The 15898-nt window shown below is 57.7% G+C and carries 15 protein-coding genes; 8 read left to right on the plus strand and 7 right to left on the minus strand.

Annotated elements, in window-relative coordinates; genetic code table 11:
* The first annotated feature begins 50 nt into the window (after positions 1 to 50).
* Entirely contained in the window at positions 51 to 1136 is a 1086-nt protein-coding gene (locus tag M2403_RS06195; RefSeq protein WP_152326189.1) for an iron-containing alcohol dehydrogenase family protein, read from the plus strand.
* A 181-nt stretch (positions 1137 to 1317) separates the two neighbouring features.
* Here M2403_RS06195 and M2403_RS06200 read toward each other — a convergent pair whose 3' ends face one another.
* The 7 genes from M2403_RS06200 to M2403_RS06230 form a co-directional block, all read right to left on the minus strand.
* On the minus strand, positions 1318 to 2073 hold the full coding sequence (locus tag M2403_RS06200; protein WP_152326190.1) for an SDR family NAD(P)-dependent oxidoreductase: 756 nt from the start codon (positions 2071 to 2073) through the stop codon (positions 1318 to 1320).
* On the minus strand, positions 2066 to 3394 hold the full coding sequence (locus tag M2403_RS06205) for a hypothetical protein (RefSeq protein WP_259228747.1): 1329 nt from the start codon (positions 3392 to 3394) through the stop codon (positions 2066 to 2068). The genes M2403_RS06200 and M2403_RS06205 overlap by 8 nt, the downstream gene beginning before the upstream one ends.
* Before the next feature lie 2 nt (positions 3395 to 3396).
* On the minus strand, positions 3397 to 4737 hold the full coding sequence (hisD, locus tag M2403_RS06210) for a histidinol dehydrogenase (RefSeq protein WP_259228748.1): 1341 nt from the start codon (positions 4735 to 4737) through the stop codon (positions 3397 to 3399).
* A 16-nt stretch (positions 4738 to 4753) separates the two neighbouring features.
* On the minus strand, positions 4754 to 5524 hold the full coding sequence (locus M2403_RS06215) for an ABC transporter ATP-binding protein (RefSeq protein ID WP_259228749.1): 771 nt from the start codon (positions 5522 to 5524) through the stop codon (positions 4754 to 4756).
* A complete protein-coding gene (locus tag M2403_RS06220; RefSeq protein WP_101079695.1) occupies positions 5524 to 6333 on the minus strand; it encodes an ABC transporter permease in 810 nt (269 codons plus the stop codon). The genes M2403_RS06215 and M2403_RS06220 overlap by 1 nt, the downstream gene beginning before the upstream one ends.
* The gene (locus M2403_RS06225) at positions 6330 to 7340 is read right to left on the minus strand and encodes an ABC transporter substrate-binding protein (RefSeq protein WP_165057492.1); all 1011 of its coding nucleotides are present in this window, start codon (positions 7338 to 7340) and stop codon (positions 6330 to 6332) included. Before M2403_RS06225 ends, M2403_RS06220 begins: the two co-directional genes overlap by 4 nt.
* A gap of 278 nt (positions 7341 to 7618) precedes the next feature.
* Positions 7619 to 8599: a LysR family transcriptional regulator gene (locus tag M2403_RS06230; protein WP_165057494.1), complete on the minus strand. Its 981-nt coding sequence runs from the start codon at positions 8597 to 8599 to the stop codon at positions 7619 to 7621.
* 187 nt (positions 8600 to 8786) lie between these two features.
* Between M2403_RS06230 and argH the strand changes: the two genes are divergently transcribed.
* From argH to M2403_RS06265, 7 genes are read left to right on the plus strand one after another with little or no spacing between them, the layout of a single operon-like run.
* Complete coding sequence (gene argH / locus M2403_RS06235; protein WP_152326197.1) at positions 8787 to 10214, plus strand: argininosuccinate lyase; 1428 nt, start codon at positions 8787 to 8789, stop codon at positions 10212 to 10214.
* A gap of 37 nt (positions 10215 to 10251) precedes the next feature.
* A complete protein-coding gene (locus M2403_RS06240) occupies positions 10252 to 11124 on the plus strand; it encodes an amino acid ABC transporter permease (protein ID WP_152326198.1) in 873 nt (290 codons plus the stop codon).
* Between the two features lie 11 nt (positions 11125 to 11135).
* Positions 11136 to 11900: an amino acid ABC transporter ATP-binding protein gene (locus M2403_RS06245; protein ID WP_101079700.1), complete on the plus strand. Its 765-nt coding sequence runs from the start codon at positions 11136 to 11138 to the stop codon at positions 11898 to 11900.
* 38 nt (positions 11901 to 11938) lie between these two features.
* Complete coding sequence (locus M2403_RS06250; RefSeq protein ID WP_165057496.1) at positions 11939 to 12760, plus strand: ABC transporter substrate-binding protein; 822 nt, start codon at positions 11939 to 11941, stop codon at positions 12758 to 12760.
* 21 nt (positions 12761 to 12781) lie between these two features.
* The gene (locus tag M2403_RS06255) at positions 12782 to 13639 is read left to right on the plus strand and encodes a polysaccharide deacetylase (RefSeq protein ID WP_259228750.1); all 858 of its coding nucleotides are present in this window, start codon (positions 12782 to 12784) and stop codon (positions 13637 to 13639) included.
* Complete coding sequence (locus tag M2403_RS06260) at positions 13632 to 14534, plus strand: polysaccharide deacetylase (RefSeq protein WP_259228751.1); 903 nt, start codon at positions 13632 to 13634, stop codon at positions 14532 to 14534. The genes M2403_RS06255 and M2403_RS06260 overlap by 8 nt, the downstream gene beginning before the upstream one ends.
* A complete protein-coding gene (locus tag M2403_RS06265; RefSeq protein ID WP_259228752.1) occupies positions 14527 to 15882 on the plus strand; it encodes an MmgE/PrpD family protein in 1356 nt (451 codons plus the stop codon). Before M2403_RS06260 ends, M2403_RS06265 begins: the two co-directional genes overlap by 8 nt.
* Positions 15883 to 15898 lie beyond the last annotated feature (16 nt).

The following is a 15898-nucleotide window of genomic DNA, read 5'->3' on the forward strand; positions in this document are numbered from 1 at the left end:
AGAATTTTTAACCTGAATCAGTCAAACACAAGCATCACGGAGAAGCAGTTATGCAGGCACAGAACATTATCTTCCCGGCGCAAATTCTGCGCGGCCCCGGCGTTATTTCTCAGCTTGGCGATATTTGTGCGTTGCTCGGTAAACGCGCGCTGGTTATTGGCGGGCATCAGGCCCTGATGGCGGCAGGAGATAAAATTCGTCATCAGCTTGAAGGCTGTGCGGTGGAACTGGTGGGCAGCGAATGGTTTGGCGGTGAAAGCAGCGAAGGCAATATCACGCGTCTGGCGAAAGTAGTGAAAGACAAAAAGGCCGACATCGTGATTGGCGTAGGCGGCGGGAAATCTCTCGATACCTGCAAGGCCGTTGGCGTGGAAACCAACGTGCCGGTCGTGACCATTCCTACCATCGCCGCGACCTGCGCTGCCGTGACGCCGCTGACTATCCGTTATCACGATGACGGACATTTTCGCGATTTATTCCCGCTGCCACAGGCCCCGGCGGCGGTCATTATCGACAGCGACATTCTGGCGGCCGCGCCGTTGCGCTGGCTGGCTGCGGGGCTGGGCGATACGCTGGCAAAATGGTACGAATTCCGCGCCATCAGCAGCCATCACGGTCAGTTAAGCGGCGTGGCGCGATCTTCAAGCGCCAACAGCCGGATTTGTTATGACCTGATTGAATCCTGTGGCCCGGCTGCCTGCGACGCGGTGCGCGCGGGTAAACCAAACGCCGAACTGGATCAGGTGCTGGACGCCATTTTCATGTTTGCCGGTCTGACCTCGCTGATGAGCAGCGGGGCCCACGCCGCCGCCTCCCACGCCATTTACGAAGGCTTCACTGTTTGCGATAAAACGCGTGAATTTGGCCACGGCTTGCTGGTCGGCTTCGGTAATCTCTGCCTGCTGGCGCTGGAAAACCGCAGCGACGAAGAGCTGATGGAAGCCATCAGACTCGCCCACGCCTGCGCCGTGCCGCTGCGTCTGAGTGAAATCGCCGAACTGAACGCCGAAGAACTCGACAGCATCGTGAAGGCATCGCTGCACGCACCGGATATGGAGAATATGCCGGGGCATGTGACGGCAGGGGGATTGTATGAGGCGATTTCGCGGGTAGAGGCAATGGCAGATCTGATTTGATCTTTTGGGCTTGCAGCCCAAGCCTGCGAGTTTTGGGGTAGCGACCTGAAGGGTTTTAAATTTAATTTCAAATTCAAAATCAAGACCTTGGGTGGCACCCCAAGGTTTTGACCTTAAAGCCCCAAGGTCTTGACCTGAGCGATTACTGCAAGTGAAAAACCGCCAGATGGCCGGTCTGACATCAGATCCCCGCTAGATATCCCCCATCCACATATAACACCTGTCCGGTGATATAGCGTGCGGCGTCACTGCTTAAAAATACTGCCGCGCCGGTGAGGTCGTCGAGTTCTCCGAAACGCCCGAGCGGGATTTTCCCCTGCATTTGCTGGCACCAGTCGGCGTTTTCGTAAAACTCTGCCGTCAGATCGGTTTTGAAATATCCCGGACCGATGCCGTTAACGCGGATATTTTTTACGGCCCATTCCGTCGCCAGCGTGCGGGTCAGACCAGCCATGGCGGATTTCGATGCACCGTATGCTGCGGCACCCGGAACGCCGACCTGGCTGGTGAGCGAGCACAGGTTGAGAATACTGCCGCCGCCATTTTCGGCCATCAGCCGTGCGGCGGCTTGTGCGCAGAAAAATGCGCCTTTGAGGTTGGTGGTGAGAATGGTGTCCCAGAGCGCTTCGTCAACGTCCAGTGACGGGCAAAGGTGTTCGGTTCCGGCGTTGTTGACCAGCACGTCAGGCGGAGCGGGCAGCCTGGCCAGCGCGGCGTCGAAGGTGGCGGGTTGCGTGACGTCGAGCACCAGCGGAAAGGCCTCCGCGCCAAGTTGACGGATTTCCCCGCAGACGGCGTTTATCGTGACGTTGTCACGCCCGCTGACGATCACGCTGGCACCGGCTTTTGCCATGCCTATCGCCAGCGCTTTACCGATGCCGCGTGAGCTGCCGGTGATCAGCACCCGTTTGCCTTGCAGCGAGAACTGGTCAGTCATTCGGTTTCTCCGCCGGGCTGATCCCGGCCAGCCATTGGCTGAATTCGTCGAGATCTTCCACCGGCTGGCTGCCCAGCATGACGGACATCGCCAGACCGAGGGCGGAGCTGGTGGGGGTATGCCCGCTGAAACCGCCTGCGCGGAGATCCAGAACCAGCGTCGGGCAGCAGAACATGCCGAGGCGGAAAATCCGCTGCCAGTGCGGCGGCAACCAGCCACGGCGGGCGAGTTGGGCGAGCAACGGCTGCCAGTATTCCTCGCCTTTGTCGCGCAGGAAGGCGGCGCGCAGCGGCGTCAGCTGCCAGTTGTGATCCACAAACAGCGTATCGCCACGGCGCATCACCGTGACTTTGTACAGTTCGCCGCAGCGTGCGGGTTCGTACAACCACAGCGGATGCGCAAAAATGTTGTGGAAGGTGGCTTTGATTTCCGCCAGCAGCGCCGGAATGTTGCGCCCGGCGAAAGCGGGGTCGAAACTCACCAGTTGCGGAATTTCTTCCGACGTGTCGTACCAGACGTTAGCGTTGTGCGCGTCGCCGTGTGCTGTGATGACGCCGTGGTCGGCCAGTGCGGCGGGCGCGAGACGCGTTCCCGCTTCGGCGAATAATTGCCGCAGGCTGTGTTCATACGCCACACCGTTGATGACCCAGCGCAGGTTACTCAGCGTTTGCCATTCCAGTTGTTCGTCTTCGAGCTGGAAGGTTTTGCCGACGTAAAAACGCGCGACGCGGCCACCGAAACCGGCGGGGATCTCCGGGTTGTCCGGGGAAACCAGCCGGTGATGGAACAGCTGATGGATGGGTTCTGCGGAAACGCCGTCCACCGAACCGGCTTTCAGCGTCGGTAGCGTATTTGTCAGGATATCGCGGTCAGCGCGGCGCTGGGCTTCTTCGATTTCAGCTTCCTGATCCCATGCCTGTTGCTGTTCGATATCCCGGCAGACATCTGCCATACGCCGGTCGTGGCGCAGGGTATACATCAGAATCTGCCGCCCCGGTTCGCCGCAGGCATACACCGGCACATCGACCCGAAAGCCGCTTTCACGCAGCAATTCAGCGTTGTAATACTCTTCGATGGTTTTATCTTCGCCTTCTTCATTGTGATATTTGAAGAACAGGGCGCGGCCATCGTCGAGCGTCACCGTACCGTTGAGGGAATTCAGGCTGTACTGGTCACGGTTGATGGTCAGCTGACCGGCCTTCACGCCGGTGACTTCGCCAATCAGCTGTCGCAGCGCATCCGCCGCTTTTTGCCACTCTCCCGCGTGGACTAACTGACGCGCCTGCGCGGCCAGCGGTTCACTGCCCGTCAAATTGCTCATCGTTATTGGCCTTTTTTGTTGAGGATCTCAGTGCGTAATGCCGATACCGCCAGCGCGTGGCCGGGGAAGCCCTCGTACAGTGCGAACGCGTGTGCTTTTTCAGCCAGCGGTGCGTAGCCTTCGCGGGTCACGTAGCCGACTGAAATGCGTTTCATGTAATCGAAAACTGAGAGCGGGCCGACGGTTTTCGCTGCACCGTTGGTCGGCAGGACAGCGTTCGGGCCGAGCACAAAATTCCCCAATGTGATAGGCGTGTAGTTGCCGAGCAAGATTTCTCCGGCGTTGCGGATTTTGCCCATTACGGCCATCGGTTCTTCGGCAAGGATTTCCAGATGTTCCGGCGCGTACTGGTTTACAAACTCAACGGCAGTGTCGAAATCTGGCGTCAGCACCACGCCGCCGTGCGTTCCGCATAGAACCGCCTGCGAGAAACCGGCGCGCTTTTCACCGATTTGCGCCCAGTAGCCGGGCAAGGCGGCAATGGCTTCTTCGGCCACGCGGCGGCTGTTTGTTACCAGATAAGCCGAGGAGTCCGGCCCGTGTTCGGACTCGATGATGAGATCTAAGGCTGCCAGCGCACCGTCCACGCTGTCATCGGCCAGAATTAAGCTTTCGCTGGGCCCGGCGGGAATCCCGGGATCGATAAGGTTTGATAACTGGCGTTTTGCCGCCACGACCCACGGGCTGCCCGGTCCGACGATTTTCAGGCATTTCGGCACGGTTTCAGTGCCGAATGCCACGGCCGCCACGCCCTGTGCGCCGCCGCATTTATACACTTCGGTGATGCCCACCAGCCTTGCGGCGACCAGCGTGGCGTCGTCCACTTTGCCGTCCGGCCCCGGCGGGGTGATGACAATGGCGCGTTTGACGCCAGCCACCACCGCCGGGATCGTGGTCATCAGAAAGACGCTGGGGAACGAGCCTTTGCCGCGCGGCACGTAGCAGGCGACGGAGTCAATTGGCACATGGCGGTCACCGGCAAATGCGCCGGGGCGGATTTCTTTCATCCACATGTCTTCGGGTTTCTGCGCTTCGTGGAATGCGCGAATGTTTTCCACCGAGAAATGGATGGATTCGATGACCTGTGGATCAAGGCGTTCAAACGCTGTGGCGAACTCAGAATCTTCCGCCATGATGCTCATTTCCGGCGCGGTGACCGCGTCGAAATCGCGGGCAAAGCGTTGCAGGGCGGCGTCGCCATCGGTGCGCACGGCGTCGATAATCGGTGCCACACGCTCAATGAAAAAGGATAAATCCGCTTCGGTGCGCTGGAATAATGCCGGTGGCAGGTCGGTCGAATCGCTCAGGTCATGAAAAGTCACAGATTGAAAAGGTGCAGACATGGTAAATCTCCGGTGATCAGGCCAGCGCGGCGCGGGGGTGGCCGCTGCGGATAGTGTGGAGAACCTGACGTTGCAGGTCAGTGAATTCAGGGCTGGCGGTCAGTTCTTCGCGGCGCGGGCGCGGCAACGGCACATCAAACGTTGCCTGAATGGTGCCCGGTCCCATCACCACGATGCGGTCGGAAAGATAAACCGCTTCCTCGATATCGTGGGTGACGAACATCACCGTCAGCCGGTGTTGCTCCCAGATACCGGTGAGCAGTTCCTGCATCTGGTGGCGCGTCATGGCGTCGAGCGCGCCGAAAGGTTCATCCATCAGCAATATTTTCGGACGATAGGACAACGCGCGCGCGATCGCCACGCGTTGTTTCATACCGCCGGAAAGCTCGGACGGCCAGGCATCGGCAAACGCCGTCAGCTGAACCAGTTCGAGATGCTGATCGGCTTTTTCGCGGCATTCTGCCCGGCTGAACCCGGCGGCTTTGAGCGCAAATTCGATGTTCTGCCGCGCCGTCAGCCACGGTAATAAAGTATAGGACTGAAACACCACGCCACGGTCGATGCCCGCGCCGCGTATGGTTTGCCCGTCAACCTGCACGTCGCCGCTGTCGTAATCCTCAAGGCCTGCCGCGATGGACAGCAGGGTGCTTTTGCCGCAACCCGACGTGCCGACGACCGAGACAAATTCGTTGTCCGCCAGCGTCAGGCTGATGTCGTGCAGAACTTCGCGCGTCTGTTTTCCGACCTGGAAACTTTTGTGCAAATGAGAAATGGTTAAAACCGACATTACGCACGCCTCTTGTTGTAGCGGAACAGTACGCGCTCGGCGGCACGCATAATCTGGTCGCTGATTAACCCCAAAATCCCCAGCAGCAGGATGTAACCGATGATGGTGTCGGTCTGGAAGAAGCGCTGGGAAACGACGATGCGGTAACCCAGCCCGGAGGTGGAGGCCACCAGTTCGGCCAGCACCAGCCACGTCCACGCCCAGCCGAGACTGATGCGCAGTGCGTCCCAGATTCCCGGCAGCGCGCCCGGTAAAACGATGCGGAAGAGAATTTTGCGATCCGGCATGCCGAGCGTGCGGCCTAAACCGACGAAATCGCCCGGTACGCGTTTCACGGCGTCGATCACCATTAACACCTGCTGGAAGAAGGTGCCGATCCATATAATCAGGAATTTCTGCACGTCGTCTGTACCGGTCCATAAAATGGTCAGCGGCACAAACGCCACCACCGGCATGTAACGAATGAAATCCACCAGCGGTTCGGTCAGGGCTTTGAAGAAACCGTAGCAGCCTGCCAGCACGCCAATCACAATCGACATCACCGAGGAAATGGCGAATGCAATACTGATGCGGTAGAGGCTGCTTTTGACGTCACTCCACAGCGTGCCGTCCTGCGCCAGTGAAACCATTTTCAGCCACACATCGGTGAGTTTTGGCAGAAAAATCGGCGGAATGGCGCCGCTGCGGGTCGCCAGCCCCCACGCCAGAAACAGGACAACGAACAGCGCCACGGCGATGCCGACGAACAATTTGCGCGAGGGCAGGCGGCCAATCACCATCAGGTTGAGCGGTTTACGGCGCGAACTCATGGCAGGCTGTTCACAAAGCTGGCATCAATCACCTGCGCGGCGGTCACCGGTTTTGGGATCAGCCCGGCGGCGGTGGCGGCTTTCAGCACATGCGCAAACGTCTGGTCGGAGAACGAATGGCTGAGCACCTGTTTGTTTTCGGCCAGCGAATAGTATTTCACGCCGTCAAACGCTGATTCCAGGTCCGCCGGTGTGGCCCCCACGGCTTTGGCGATCAGGGCGCGGTCGGCGGTGGTATTGGCCTGATAATGGGTCAGGGCGGCGTCCCAGCTTTTAATCAGCGCGGCAATCTGGCCCGGTTTTTCTTTCAATACGGAATCGCGAACCACCAGAACGTCGCCGATCAGGCCCGGATCGGAAGAGCCGCTGTAGAGCATTTTCAGCGACGGATCCTGTTTTCTGGCGGCAGAAATGTACGGCTCGTAAGTCACGGCGGCGGTGACGCGTTTGGCAATCAGCGCGCTGCCTGCGGAATCGGCAGGCATCGGAACCGGCGTGATATCACTCCACTTCAGCCCGGCCGAGTTGACGGCGCTGTGCAGCAGAATGTCGCTGGTGGTGCCTTCTTCAAACGCCACCTGTTTACCTTTCAGGTCTTTCAGCGTGGCGATATCTTTGCCGACCAGCAGGGCGTCGGCGGTTTCGCTCTGATCGAGCAGCAGGACGACTTTCACCGGCAATCCGGCGGAAACCATTGCCATGGCGGTGTGTGTGGCGATGTTTGCGCCGTCAATCTGCCCGCTGGCTAACGCGGCGTTGATGTCTTTGTCTTCGGCGAAGTTAATGATGTCGACCTTTTCCAGCCCCTGCTGTTTAAAAATGCCCTGACTTTGTGCGACGTGCCACTGCCCGTAGCCCAGCCAGGGTTCGATACCCATTTTGAAGGTACCGGCTTCCGGCGCTGTCGTTGCCGCGCCAGCACTCAGGCTGAATGTCGTGAGCGCGCCAATGCAACAGGCCAGCGCAACTTTGTTTTTTAAGGCGTTTAAGGTCTGAGTCGGTGACATGGTGATCCTCGCATGGTGTTGAAGGAGAGAAAGACGGCTAATAGAAATCCTAATGTGCAACCCTGTATAGACAAGTGAGTAAAGCAATTACTACGCCACAGTTGAAATCACGGAAGGAAATCAGGCAGGGCATTGATGTTATACATTTTTTGATAATTAATGAGAAGGAGGTAAACGAATTTATAATTAAAAGTGATAACCTGCACCACAATATGACTTTCATTGCTCTGCGCCGGTGCATAAGACGACGGAGCCGGCAATATTCCCGCTTAATCGAATCAGCTGGCTTTCGCTTCAGGCCGGGGAATGAGTGCCTGTTTGAGAGCATTAAAGAATAAATTCAGCACGGAATTAAACGGGGCACCTTTTTTAACCACCAGGCTGAAGGGAGTGGCGATTTCAATATTGTCCGGCATCAGCGCTTTGAGTTTATTTCCGTCCATGAACGCACTGGCATAATGTTCCGGTAAAAAACCGAGATAATTACCGGTCATCAGTAACATGGTGACCGCTTCGACCTGTACGGCGATGGCGTGCGGCGTCGTGACGTCGGAGAAGATATTTTTCTTACTGTGATTGGCGTAAAAGTGATTCACCATTTGCGAGGATTTGATTTGTGATTCTTTAATTTCCTGAGCCGGAACGGAGAAGAGCGGGTGTTTATCGCCGCAATAAAGATAGGTCATTTCGTGATACAGGAAAAAGTAATCAAATTCCGGTTTTTCCTGATAGACCGGCATGATGCCGCAGGTAAAACGGCCATCAATCACGCCGCGTTCGATCTCGTCGAGCTGGGTGGCGTGCAGGCGGATGTTCACCTTTGGCGCCTGACGGTAAACCTCGCCTAAGCCACAGACGACGGGCGATTGCGGATCCGTAATGGTGTTGTCGATAATGCCGATGTTCAGCTCTCCGAACAGTTCGTGGCGCGCATGATTGAGTTTGTCGCGAAAGAGGTTGATGGAAGAAAATAAATCCAGACACGCCTGATACGCGACTTTTCCGTGTTCGGTTAAATAAAACCCCTCACGCCCGCGCGTACAAAGTTTCATCCCAAAGCGGATCTCCAGATCCGATATTTGTTTGCTGATTGCCGCCAGGCCAATATTCAGTTCATTACAGGCTGCGGTAAATCCACCGGCCTCTACCACGGTTTTAAAGACGCGCAAAAGTTTTAAATCTGCGACGCCAAGGCTGTGCTGGTTAATATCACTTTTTGCGGGTGATGTGTTTCCTGATTTGGAAAGTGGACTTTCCATAATAAATATTTACCCCCGCTCTAAAAATCTACAACATCAAATTCACTTAGCCTCACTCGTTATTACGCTGTAAGCCTCAGATTGTTCAGTGTCATTCGAAATACTGTCGGCTGAAATTTATTTAAACGCCGTCAGACAATACGCTGGATTCAGGTTTGCAACATCTATGCCATAAAAGGAAACGATCATGTCCCAGCAGCCAGAACTTCTTTGGGGAGCCCGCTTCAAACACGGGCCAGCCGCGGCGTTAAGCGCCTTATCGCGCAGCCCGGAATATTATTTTTCACTTGCTGAATATGATCTGGAAGGGTGCCGCGCACACGCTTATGAATTAAAGCGCGCCGGTTTACTTGATGAGAATGAAACCCGTCAGATGGTTGAGGCCATTGAGCAACTGGCCGCCGATTTTCGCGCCGGAACCGTGACGCCGGTTCAGGGCGATGAAGATGTGCATACGTTTATCGAACGCAGCCTGACCGAACGGCTGGGCGCACTTGGCGGCAAACTGCGCGCCGGACGGTCCCGTAACGACCAGACCGCCAACGATTTGCGTCTGTACCTGCGCGATAACACCCGCAAAATCGTGGTTGCGCTGCTGGAATTACAAACCGCGCTGATCAAACAGGCGGAACAGCATATTCATACCCTCGCGCCTGGTTTTACGCATCTGCAACAGGCGCAGCCGATTGTGTTTGGTCATCAGCTGATGGCGCATGCGCAGTCGTTTTACCGCGACGTTGAACGCCTGCGTGACTGGGATAAACGCTGCGCACTTTCCCCGCTCGGGGCGGCGGCGATGGCCGGTTCTGCCATCGCGATGCACCCGGAATTATCCGCTAAAGATCTGGGCTACGACGGCGCGTGTGAAAACTCCATTGACGCCGTTGCCAGCCGTGACCACGTCGCTGAATTCCTGTTTGCCGGCAGCATGCTGAGCGTCAACCTATCGCGCATTTGCGAAGAAGTTTGTCTGTGGGCGTCGCGCCAGTTCCGCTGGGTCGAGCTTGACGACGGTTACGCCACCGGCAGTTCCATCATGCCGCAGAAGAAAAACCCCGACATTGCCGAGCTGACGCGGGGCAAAAGTGGCCGTCTGATTGGCAACGTGACGGCGATGCTGACCACCATGAAAGGGCTGCCGCTTTCGTATAACCGCGACCTGATTGAAGACAAACGCAACGCGATGGACACCGTTGACCAGCTGTTGCTGGTGCTGCCTGCAATGGCCGGAATGATCGACACCATGAAGGTGAACGTTGAACGTCTGCGCGAACAGGCTCCGGAAGGTTTCACGCTGGCGACCGAAGTGGCGGACTGGCTTTCCCGCCGCGGCGTGCCGTTTAAGGAAGCGCACGAAATCACCGGCCAGCTGGTGCAGGTTTGCGAGCAACACAATCTGGCGCTGCATGAACTCAGCGACGCACAGCTGCTGGCCGTGGATCCGCGTCTGAGCGCTGACGTGCGCGATTGCCTGACGTTAGAAGCCGCGGTGAATGCCCGCAGCGGCTGGGGCGGTACGTCTCCGGTGCGCGTGGCCGAGCAGATTGAGCGGCTGAAAGTGCGTCTGGCCGGGCAGTCGGCCTGGGCAACGGCCTACACCGGCCTGTCTTTATAACGTCTGCATAACTTCTACACCTCGCGGGGAGCGGCGAATGACTTTGTATCAGAAGACGTCTGAAAACGTGAAAACCGCTGATATCGATCTCAGCGAATACCACTATGTGCCGCAGCGTTATTACGGCCGGATTTTTGCCTCGGTCGCGATCCTGGTGCTGCTGGCCTTGCTGGTGAACGCCTTTGCGCACGGCAAAATCGAATGGCAGTACGTGGCGCAGTTTCTGACCGCCAAAGCGATTTTGTTCGGGCTGGGCAACACCATTGTGATGTCGGTGCTGGCGATGGCGCTGGGGATTGTGTTCGGGGTGATTATCGCAGTGATGCGCATGTCGCAAAACCCGGTGCTGCGCAGCGTGGCGATGGGCTACACGTGGATTTTTCGCGGTACGCCGCTGATTTTACAGCTGCTGCTGTGGTTTAACCTGGCACTGATTTTCCCGACCATTTCCATTCCCGGCCTGTTCAGTATTCAGACCGTGGACATCATGACGCCATTCACCGCCGCACTGCTCGGGCTGAGTATTAATCAGGGCGCGTACACCTCGGAAGTGGTGCGCGCCGGGCTGATTTCGGTCGATCTCGGGCAGTACGAGGCGGCGAAGTCCATCGGCATGACGCGTCTGCATGCGCTGCGGCGGATCATTTTGCCGCAGGCCATGCGGGTGATTATTCCGCCTATTGGTAACGAATTTATCAGCATGGTGAAGACCACCAGTCTGGCGAGCATGATCCAATATTCCGAAGTGCTTTATAACGCGCAGACCATTTACTTCGCCAATGCGCGGGTGATGGAACTGCTGTTTGTCGCCGGTATCTGGTACCTGGTGGTGGTGACGGTGTTGTCGCTCGGGCAGAACCGTCTGGAACGCTATTTCGGTCGTGGCACCCGCCGCCGCACCAGCCACTGAGGAGCCAGACCATGAAAAGTATTATCAAAGCCGTCAACGTCAATAAGTACTTTGACCAGTTTCAGGCGCTGAAAAACATCAATCTTGAAGTTAAACACGGCGAAGTGATGTGCATCATCGGGCCATCCGGCTCGGGGAAAAGTACGTTTCTGCGCTGTATTAATCAGCTTGAGCGCATCGACAGCGGCGGCGTCTGGGTGGATGACGAACTGGTCGGTTACCGCATGGACGGCAAGAAACTTTACCCGCTCAATGACCGGCAGATTGCGCGCCAGCGGCTGAAAACCGGCATGGTTTTCCAGCGTTTCAATCTGTTCCCGGACAAAACGGCGCTGGAAAACATTATCGAAGGGCCGTGTCAGGTTCTGCTGCGGCCGGTGAAAGAGGCGACGCAGGAAGCCATGGCGCTGCTCGAACGCGTCGGGCTGGCGCATAAACGCGATGCGTATCCGCTGGAGCTTTCCGGTGGTCAGCAACAGCGCGTGGCGATTGCCCGTGCGCTGGCCATGAAACCCAAAGTGATGCTGTTTGATGAGCCGACGTCGGCGCTCGATCCGGAAATGGTCGGCGAAGTGCTGGCGGTGATGCGCGGTCTGGCCGCTGAAGGGATGACGATGATTGTGGTCACGCATGAATTAGGTTTCGCGCGGGAAGTCGCTAACCGCGTGGTCTTCATGGATGAGGGCGGAATTATAGAAAGTGGTAATCCGGAAGACATTTTGCTTAATCCACAAAACCCGCGGACGCAGAACTTTATCTCTGCCGTCCTCATTTGACCCTTTTGCCGTTAACTTTTGACTATGGGAATGCCTTCATGAAAAAAACACTGTTGTCCCTTATTACTGCGGCTGTTCTGTTGCAGGGCGCGGTTCCTGTCGCCAGCGCCGCTGAGCTGAAACAAAAAGACGAAATCAAAGTGGCGATGATGCCGAACTATCCGCCGCTGGAATTCAAGGATCCGGCCACCGGCCAGCTGACTGGCATGGATTACGATCTGGGCATGGAACTCGGCAAGCGCCTGAACCGCAAAATCAGCTGGCAGGAAATCGGCTTCGAACAGATGGTGAACGCCGTCGCCACGCATCGCGTGGACATGATCCTTTCCGGCATGACTGACACCAAGCCTCGCCAGGATATCGCCACGTTTGTGGATTACTACAACAGCGGGCCGCAGTTCTACACCACCGTCGCGCACAAAGAAATCAACACCCTGTCAGATCTCTGCGGCAAGAAAGTCGGTACCAGCCGCCGCACCACTTTCCCGGCTGAAATCGCTGCATGGAGCGAAGCAAACTGCGTGCCGGCAGGCAAACCGGCCATCGTGGTGATTGGTGCGGAAGGCACGGCGGATGCGCGTACCCAGCTGCGTCAGGGGCGAATCGAAGGTGTGGTGCAGGGCAGCGAAACTCTGCCGTACATCATGAATCTGGAAAAAGACACCTATAAACCGCTGGGCAAAGCCTTTGCGTATCAGGTCACCGGCATGGGGATCAGCAAAGACGATCAGCCGCTGATTGACGCGGTGAAAGGCGCGCTGACCGGCATGATTGCCGACGGTACGTATCTGAAAATTCTCACCAAATGGGGCCTGCAGGACGGTGCAATTTCGGAAGTCACCATCAACAAAGGCAAATAACCTCAGGTAACGGACCGACTCATGACGATTTCAGCACAACACACGGCCAGTCTATGGCCGGAAGGCAAACGCGGCTGCATGGCGCTGGCGTTTGATCTCGACGGCCCGACCGGCGACGCGATGCTTAACGGCACAATCTGGCAGAAAGCGGATTACTTTACCTTCGGCGCTTACGGCCCTTACCGGGCGCTGGGGCGGATCCTCGATTTGCTCAGTGAACATCAGCTTCCGGCGACGTTTTTCATTCCCGCGTGGGTGGTGGAAAACTGGCCGAAACAGTGTCAGGCGATTGTCGAGCGCGGCCATGAAGTGGCGTATCACGGTTATCGTCATGAGTCTTTTTACGCCATCAGCGCCGAAAAACAGCGCCAGGTGATGGAGAAGTCCCGCGAGATTTTCTGGCAGGTTTTAGGGATACGCGCCGAAGGTTTCCGCACGCCGTCAGGCGACTGGCACAAGGAAACACCGGCGATGCTGCTCGACGCGGGCGTGACGTATTCCAGCAGTATGCGCGGCGACGACCGGCCCTACCTGATCACCGTGCCCGGCCATGAACGGCCGCTGGTGGAAATTCCCGGCCGCTGGGAAATGGACGATTACGCGTCTCTGGCCTACACCCGCGAGCCGAATTTCCCGTCGGGGCTGGATCGCACCGCCAGTTACGCGCTGACGCTCGACAACTGGTGCCGTGAATACGACGGCGCGATGAATGAAGGGCTGAGCCTGACGACGTTGTTCCATCCGAAAATCAGCGGAAAACCGGGACGCATCATGCTGCTTGATCAATTTTTCAGCCGCCTGAAAGCGCGTGACGACGTGTGGTTTGCGCGCTGCCGCGACGTGGCGCACTGGTGGATGCAGGAGCATGCCAATGACTAATCAAAACTGGCCGCAGGGCTATCGCTGCGCGGTGATTATTACGGTGGATTTCAACGATATTCACGGCATTCTCAGCCAGGTTCCCGCCGTGGCTGGCCGCGAAAAAACGCTGTCGGTCTGGCGATACGGCACGCTGCGCGGCATCGACCGTTTGCTGGCGCTGCTGGATGAAAAAAACCTGCGCAGCACCTGGTGTGTGCCGGGCATTGTGGCGGACGAAAACCCGGAGAAAATCCGCGAAATCGACCGCGCCGGTCACGAGCTGGCGACCTGTGGCTATGAATTTGCGCATTTCGACGGGCTGACGCTGGCGCAGCAAACTGACAGCCTGCAACGGGGCAAAGCGGCGCTAAAAGCCCTGACCGGCAAGGTGCCGCGCGGTTTTCGTCTGCCCGCAGGAAACTGGGCACCGGGTTTTGCGGATGTGCTGACGGATGAAGGTTTCAGCTGGACTTCCGGCTGGCGCGGCGATGATTTGCCGTATTTCCAGCCCATGCAGGATGGCTTGCCGTCGCGGCTGGTGGAACTGCCGCTGCATTATGAGATGGAAGACGAGCCGTATTTCGCCTTTAACCTCAGCCCGGCGGTGCCCCCGGCGCAGTCACGCATTGCGTCCTACAGCCAGACGCTGGGCAACATGAAGATGGATTTCGACGGTTTCTACCGTTTTGGCCTGTGCTATGTGCTGCGGCTGCATCCGGAAGTGATCGGCACCGCCGGACGCATTGGCGTGCTGGCTGAACTGCTGGACTACATCACGTCAAAACCGGATGTCTGGGTCGCCAGCGCCAGCGAGGTGGCCGACTGGTGGTCACAGAATCAGCCGCAAAACGAGGCGTCCCATCCGGCGCAGATCTGGATGCAACATACCGCGCCGGGAGTCAGCCATGAGTAAGCTTTCGCAGCAGCAAATTCTGAGCGAATTTGTGGTGAATATCCATTTCGACGATTTGCCGCCACGGCTGGTGGAACGTACCAAACGGCATATTCTCGATACGATTGGCGCGGGGCTGGTGGGTGCGATCAGCGACGTGGCAAAAGACGTGGCCGCGATGATCCTCGGTGAAGGCGCATTGCCGCTTTCCCCGGTCTGGGGCTACCGCGAGCTGACGTCTGCGCGCAACGCTGCGCTGCTCAACGGCGTGGCGGCGCACGCGCTGGAACTCGATGACACCGGCGGCTGCGATCATTCCGGCGCGGTGGTTATTCCCGCCGTGCTGGCGGTGTTGCCGCTGTGCCCGCAACCGGTCAGCGGCAAAGCGTTTATCACGGCAGTCGTTATGGGTTACGACGTGGCGCGCCGCGTGCTGGAAGCCTGTGGCGGCTATTCCCCGCACAATCGGGCGGGCTGGCATTCCACGTCAACCTGCGGCGTATTTGGCGCAGCAGCGGCCGCGGGGAAAATTCTCGGCCTGAGTGCAGGACAGATCAGCTCTGCACTGGGCATTTCCGGCAGTTTCAGCGGTGGCCTGTGGGCGTTTATCCATGACGGTTCGCAGAGCAAGAAGCTGCACGCAGGCCGCGCCGCAGAAGGCGGAGTTCTCGCCGCGCTCAGCGCCCGGCAGGGCATCATCGGGCCTGCGCAGTTATTCGAAGATCAGTGGGGCGGATTCCTCTCAACGCTGGCACCGCAAAGTGCAATGCCCGAAATGCTGACGGCCAGTCTGGGTGAAATCTGGAAGCTGGAGCGTTGTTCCATCAAGCCTTACGCCTCGTGCCGTGGTACGCATTCCGCGATCGACGCGACGGGCATTTTGCTTGAGGAAATGCACGCGACCGCCGGTGATATCGAAAAAATCGTCGTCCGTTTGTGCCCGTTCCTCAACGGAATGTGCGGAGATAATGAAATCGCCACGCTGGCGGCGGCACAGATGAGCCTGCGTTACGCCATCGCGGCGCGTGTCGTTTTCGGCCACGCCGGGCTGGACGCTTACGGTGCGGCGCAACGGAAGGATCCGGATTTGCTGGCGATGATCGCCCGGATCGTGCTGACGGAAGATGCCACGATGAGTTCCGACAGCGAGCCGGATGTGACGGTTTTCATCCGAACCGGCGAATCAAAAACCTTACGAGTGGATGTCGCGCTGGGCGCACCGGGGAATCCGGTGTCGGATGAGCAGCTTAAGGAGAAGTTTGTGTCACTGGCAACCCGGATGATTTCGGTGGCGGGTGCGGAGAGGATTTGGAACAGCGGGATGGAAATGGAGAATTTGCCTGATGTGCAGGGGGTGTTTGGGCGGTGAGCCCAGGGCCCTGTTG

This window comes from Rahnella sp. BIGb0603, assembly GCF_024808755.1.
GTDB classification, from domain to species: domain Bacteria; phylum Pseudomonadota; class Gammaproteobacteria; order Enterobacterales; family Enterobacteriaceae; genus Rahnella; species Rahnella contaminans.

What these genes read in the sequence shown, in the direction of transcription:
- M2403_RS06195 (WP_152326189.1), top strand. Translation starts at nt 51, where the DNA reads ATGCAGGCACAGAACATTATCTTCCCGGCGCAAATTCTGCGCGGCCCC.
- M2403_RS06200 (WP_152326190.1), bottom strand. Translation starts at nt 2,073, where the DNA reads ATGACTGACCAGTTCTCGCTGCAAGGCAAACGGGTGCTGATCACCGGC.
- M2403_RS06205 (WP_259228747.1), bottom strand. Translation starts at nt 3,394, where the DNA reads ATGAGCAATTTGACGGGCAGTGAACCGCTGGCCGCGCAGGCGCGTCAG.
- hisD (WP_259228748.1), bottom strand. Translation starts at nt 4,737, where the DNA reads ATGTCTGCACCTTTTCAATCTGTGACTTTTCATGACCTGAGCGATTCG.
- M2403_RS06215 (WP_259228749.1), bottom strand. Translation starts at nt 5,524, where the DNA reads ATGTCGGTTTTAACCATTTCTCATTTGCACAAAAGTTTCCAGGTCGGA.
- M2403_RS06220 (WP_101079695.1), bottom strand. Translation starts at nt 6,333, where the DNA reads ATGAGTTCGCGCCGTAAACCGCTCAACCTGATGGTGATTGGCCGCCTG.
- M2403_RS06225 (WP_165057492.1), bottom strand. Translation starts at nt 7,340, where the DNA reads ATGTCACCGACTCAGACCTTAAACGCCTTAAAAAACAAAGTTGCGCTG.
- M2403_RS06230 (WP_165057494.1), bottom strand. Translation starts at nt 8,599, where the DNA reads ATGGAAAGTCCACTTTCCAAATCAGGAAACACATCACCCGCAAAAAGT.
- argH (WP_152326197.1), top strand. Translation starts at nt 8,787, where the DNA reads ATGTCCCAGCAGCCAGAACTTCTTTGGGGAGCCCGCTTCAAACACGGG.
- M2403_RS06240 (WP_152326198.1), top strand. Translation starts at nt 10,252, where the DNA reads ATGACTTTGTATCAGAAGACGTCTGAAAACGTGAAAACCGCTGATATC.
- M2403_RS06245 (WP_101079700.1), top strand. Translation starts at nt 11,136, where the DNA reads ATGAAAAGTATTATCAAAGCCGTCAACGTCAATAAGTACTTTGACCAG.
- M2403_RS06250 (WP_165057496.1), top strand. Translation starts at nt 11,939, where the DNA reads ATGAAAAAAACACTGTTGTCCCTTATTACTGCGGCTGTTCTGTTGCAG.
- M2403_RS06255 (WP_259228750.1), top strand. Translation starts at nt 12,782, where the DNA reads ATGACGATTTCAGCACAACACACGGCCAGTCTATGGCCGGAAGGCAAA.
- M2403_RS06260 (WP_259228751.1), top strand. Translation starts at nt 13,632, where the DNA reads ATGACTAATCAAAACTGGCCGCAGGGCTATCGCTGCGCGGTGATTATT.
- M2403_RS06265 (WP_259228752.1), top strand. Translation starts at nt 14,527, where the DNA reads ATGAGTAAGCTTTCGCAGCAGCAAATTCTGAGCGAATTTGTGGTGAAT.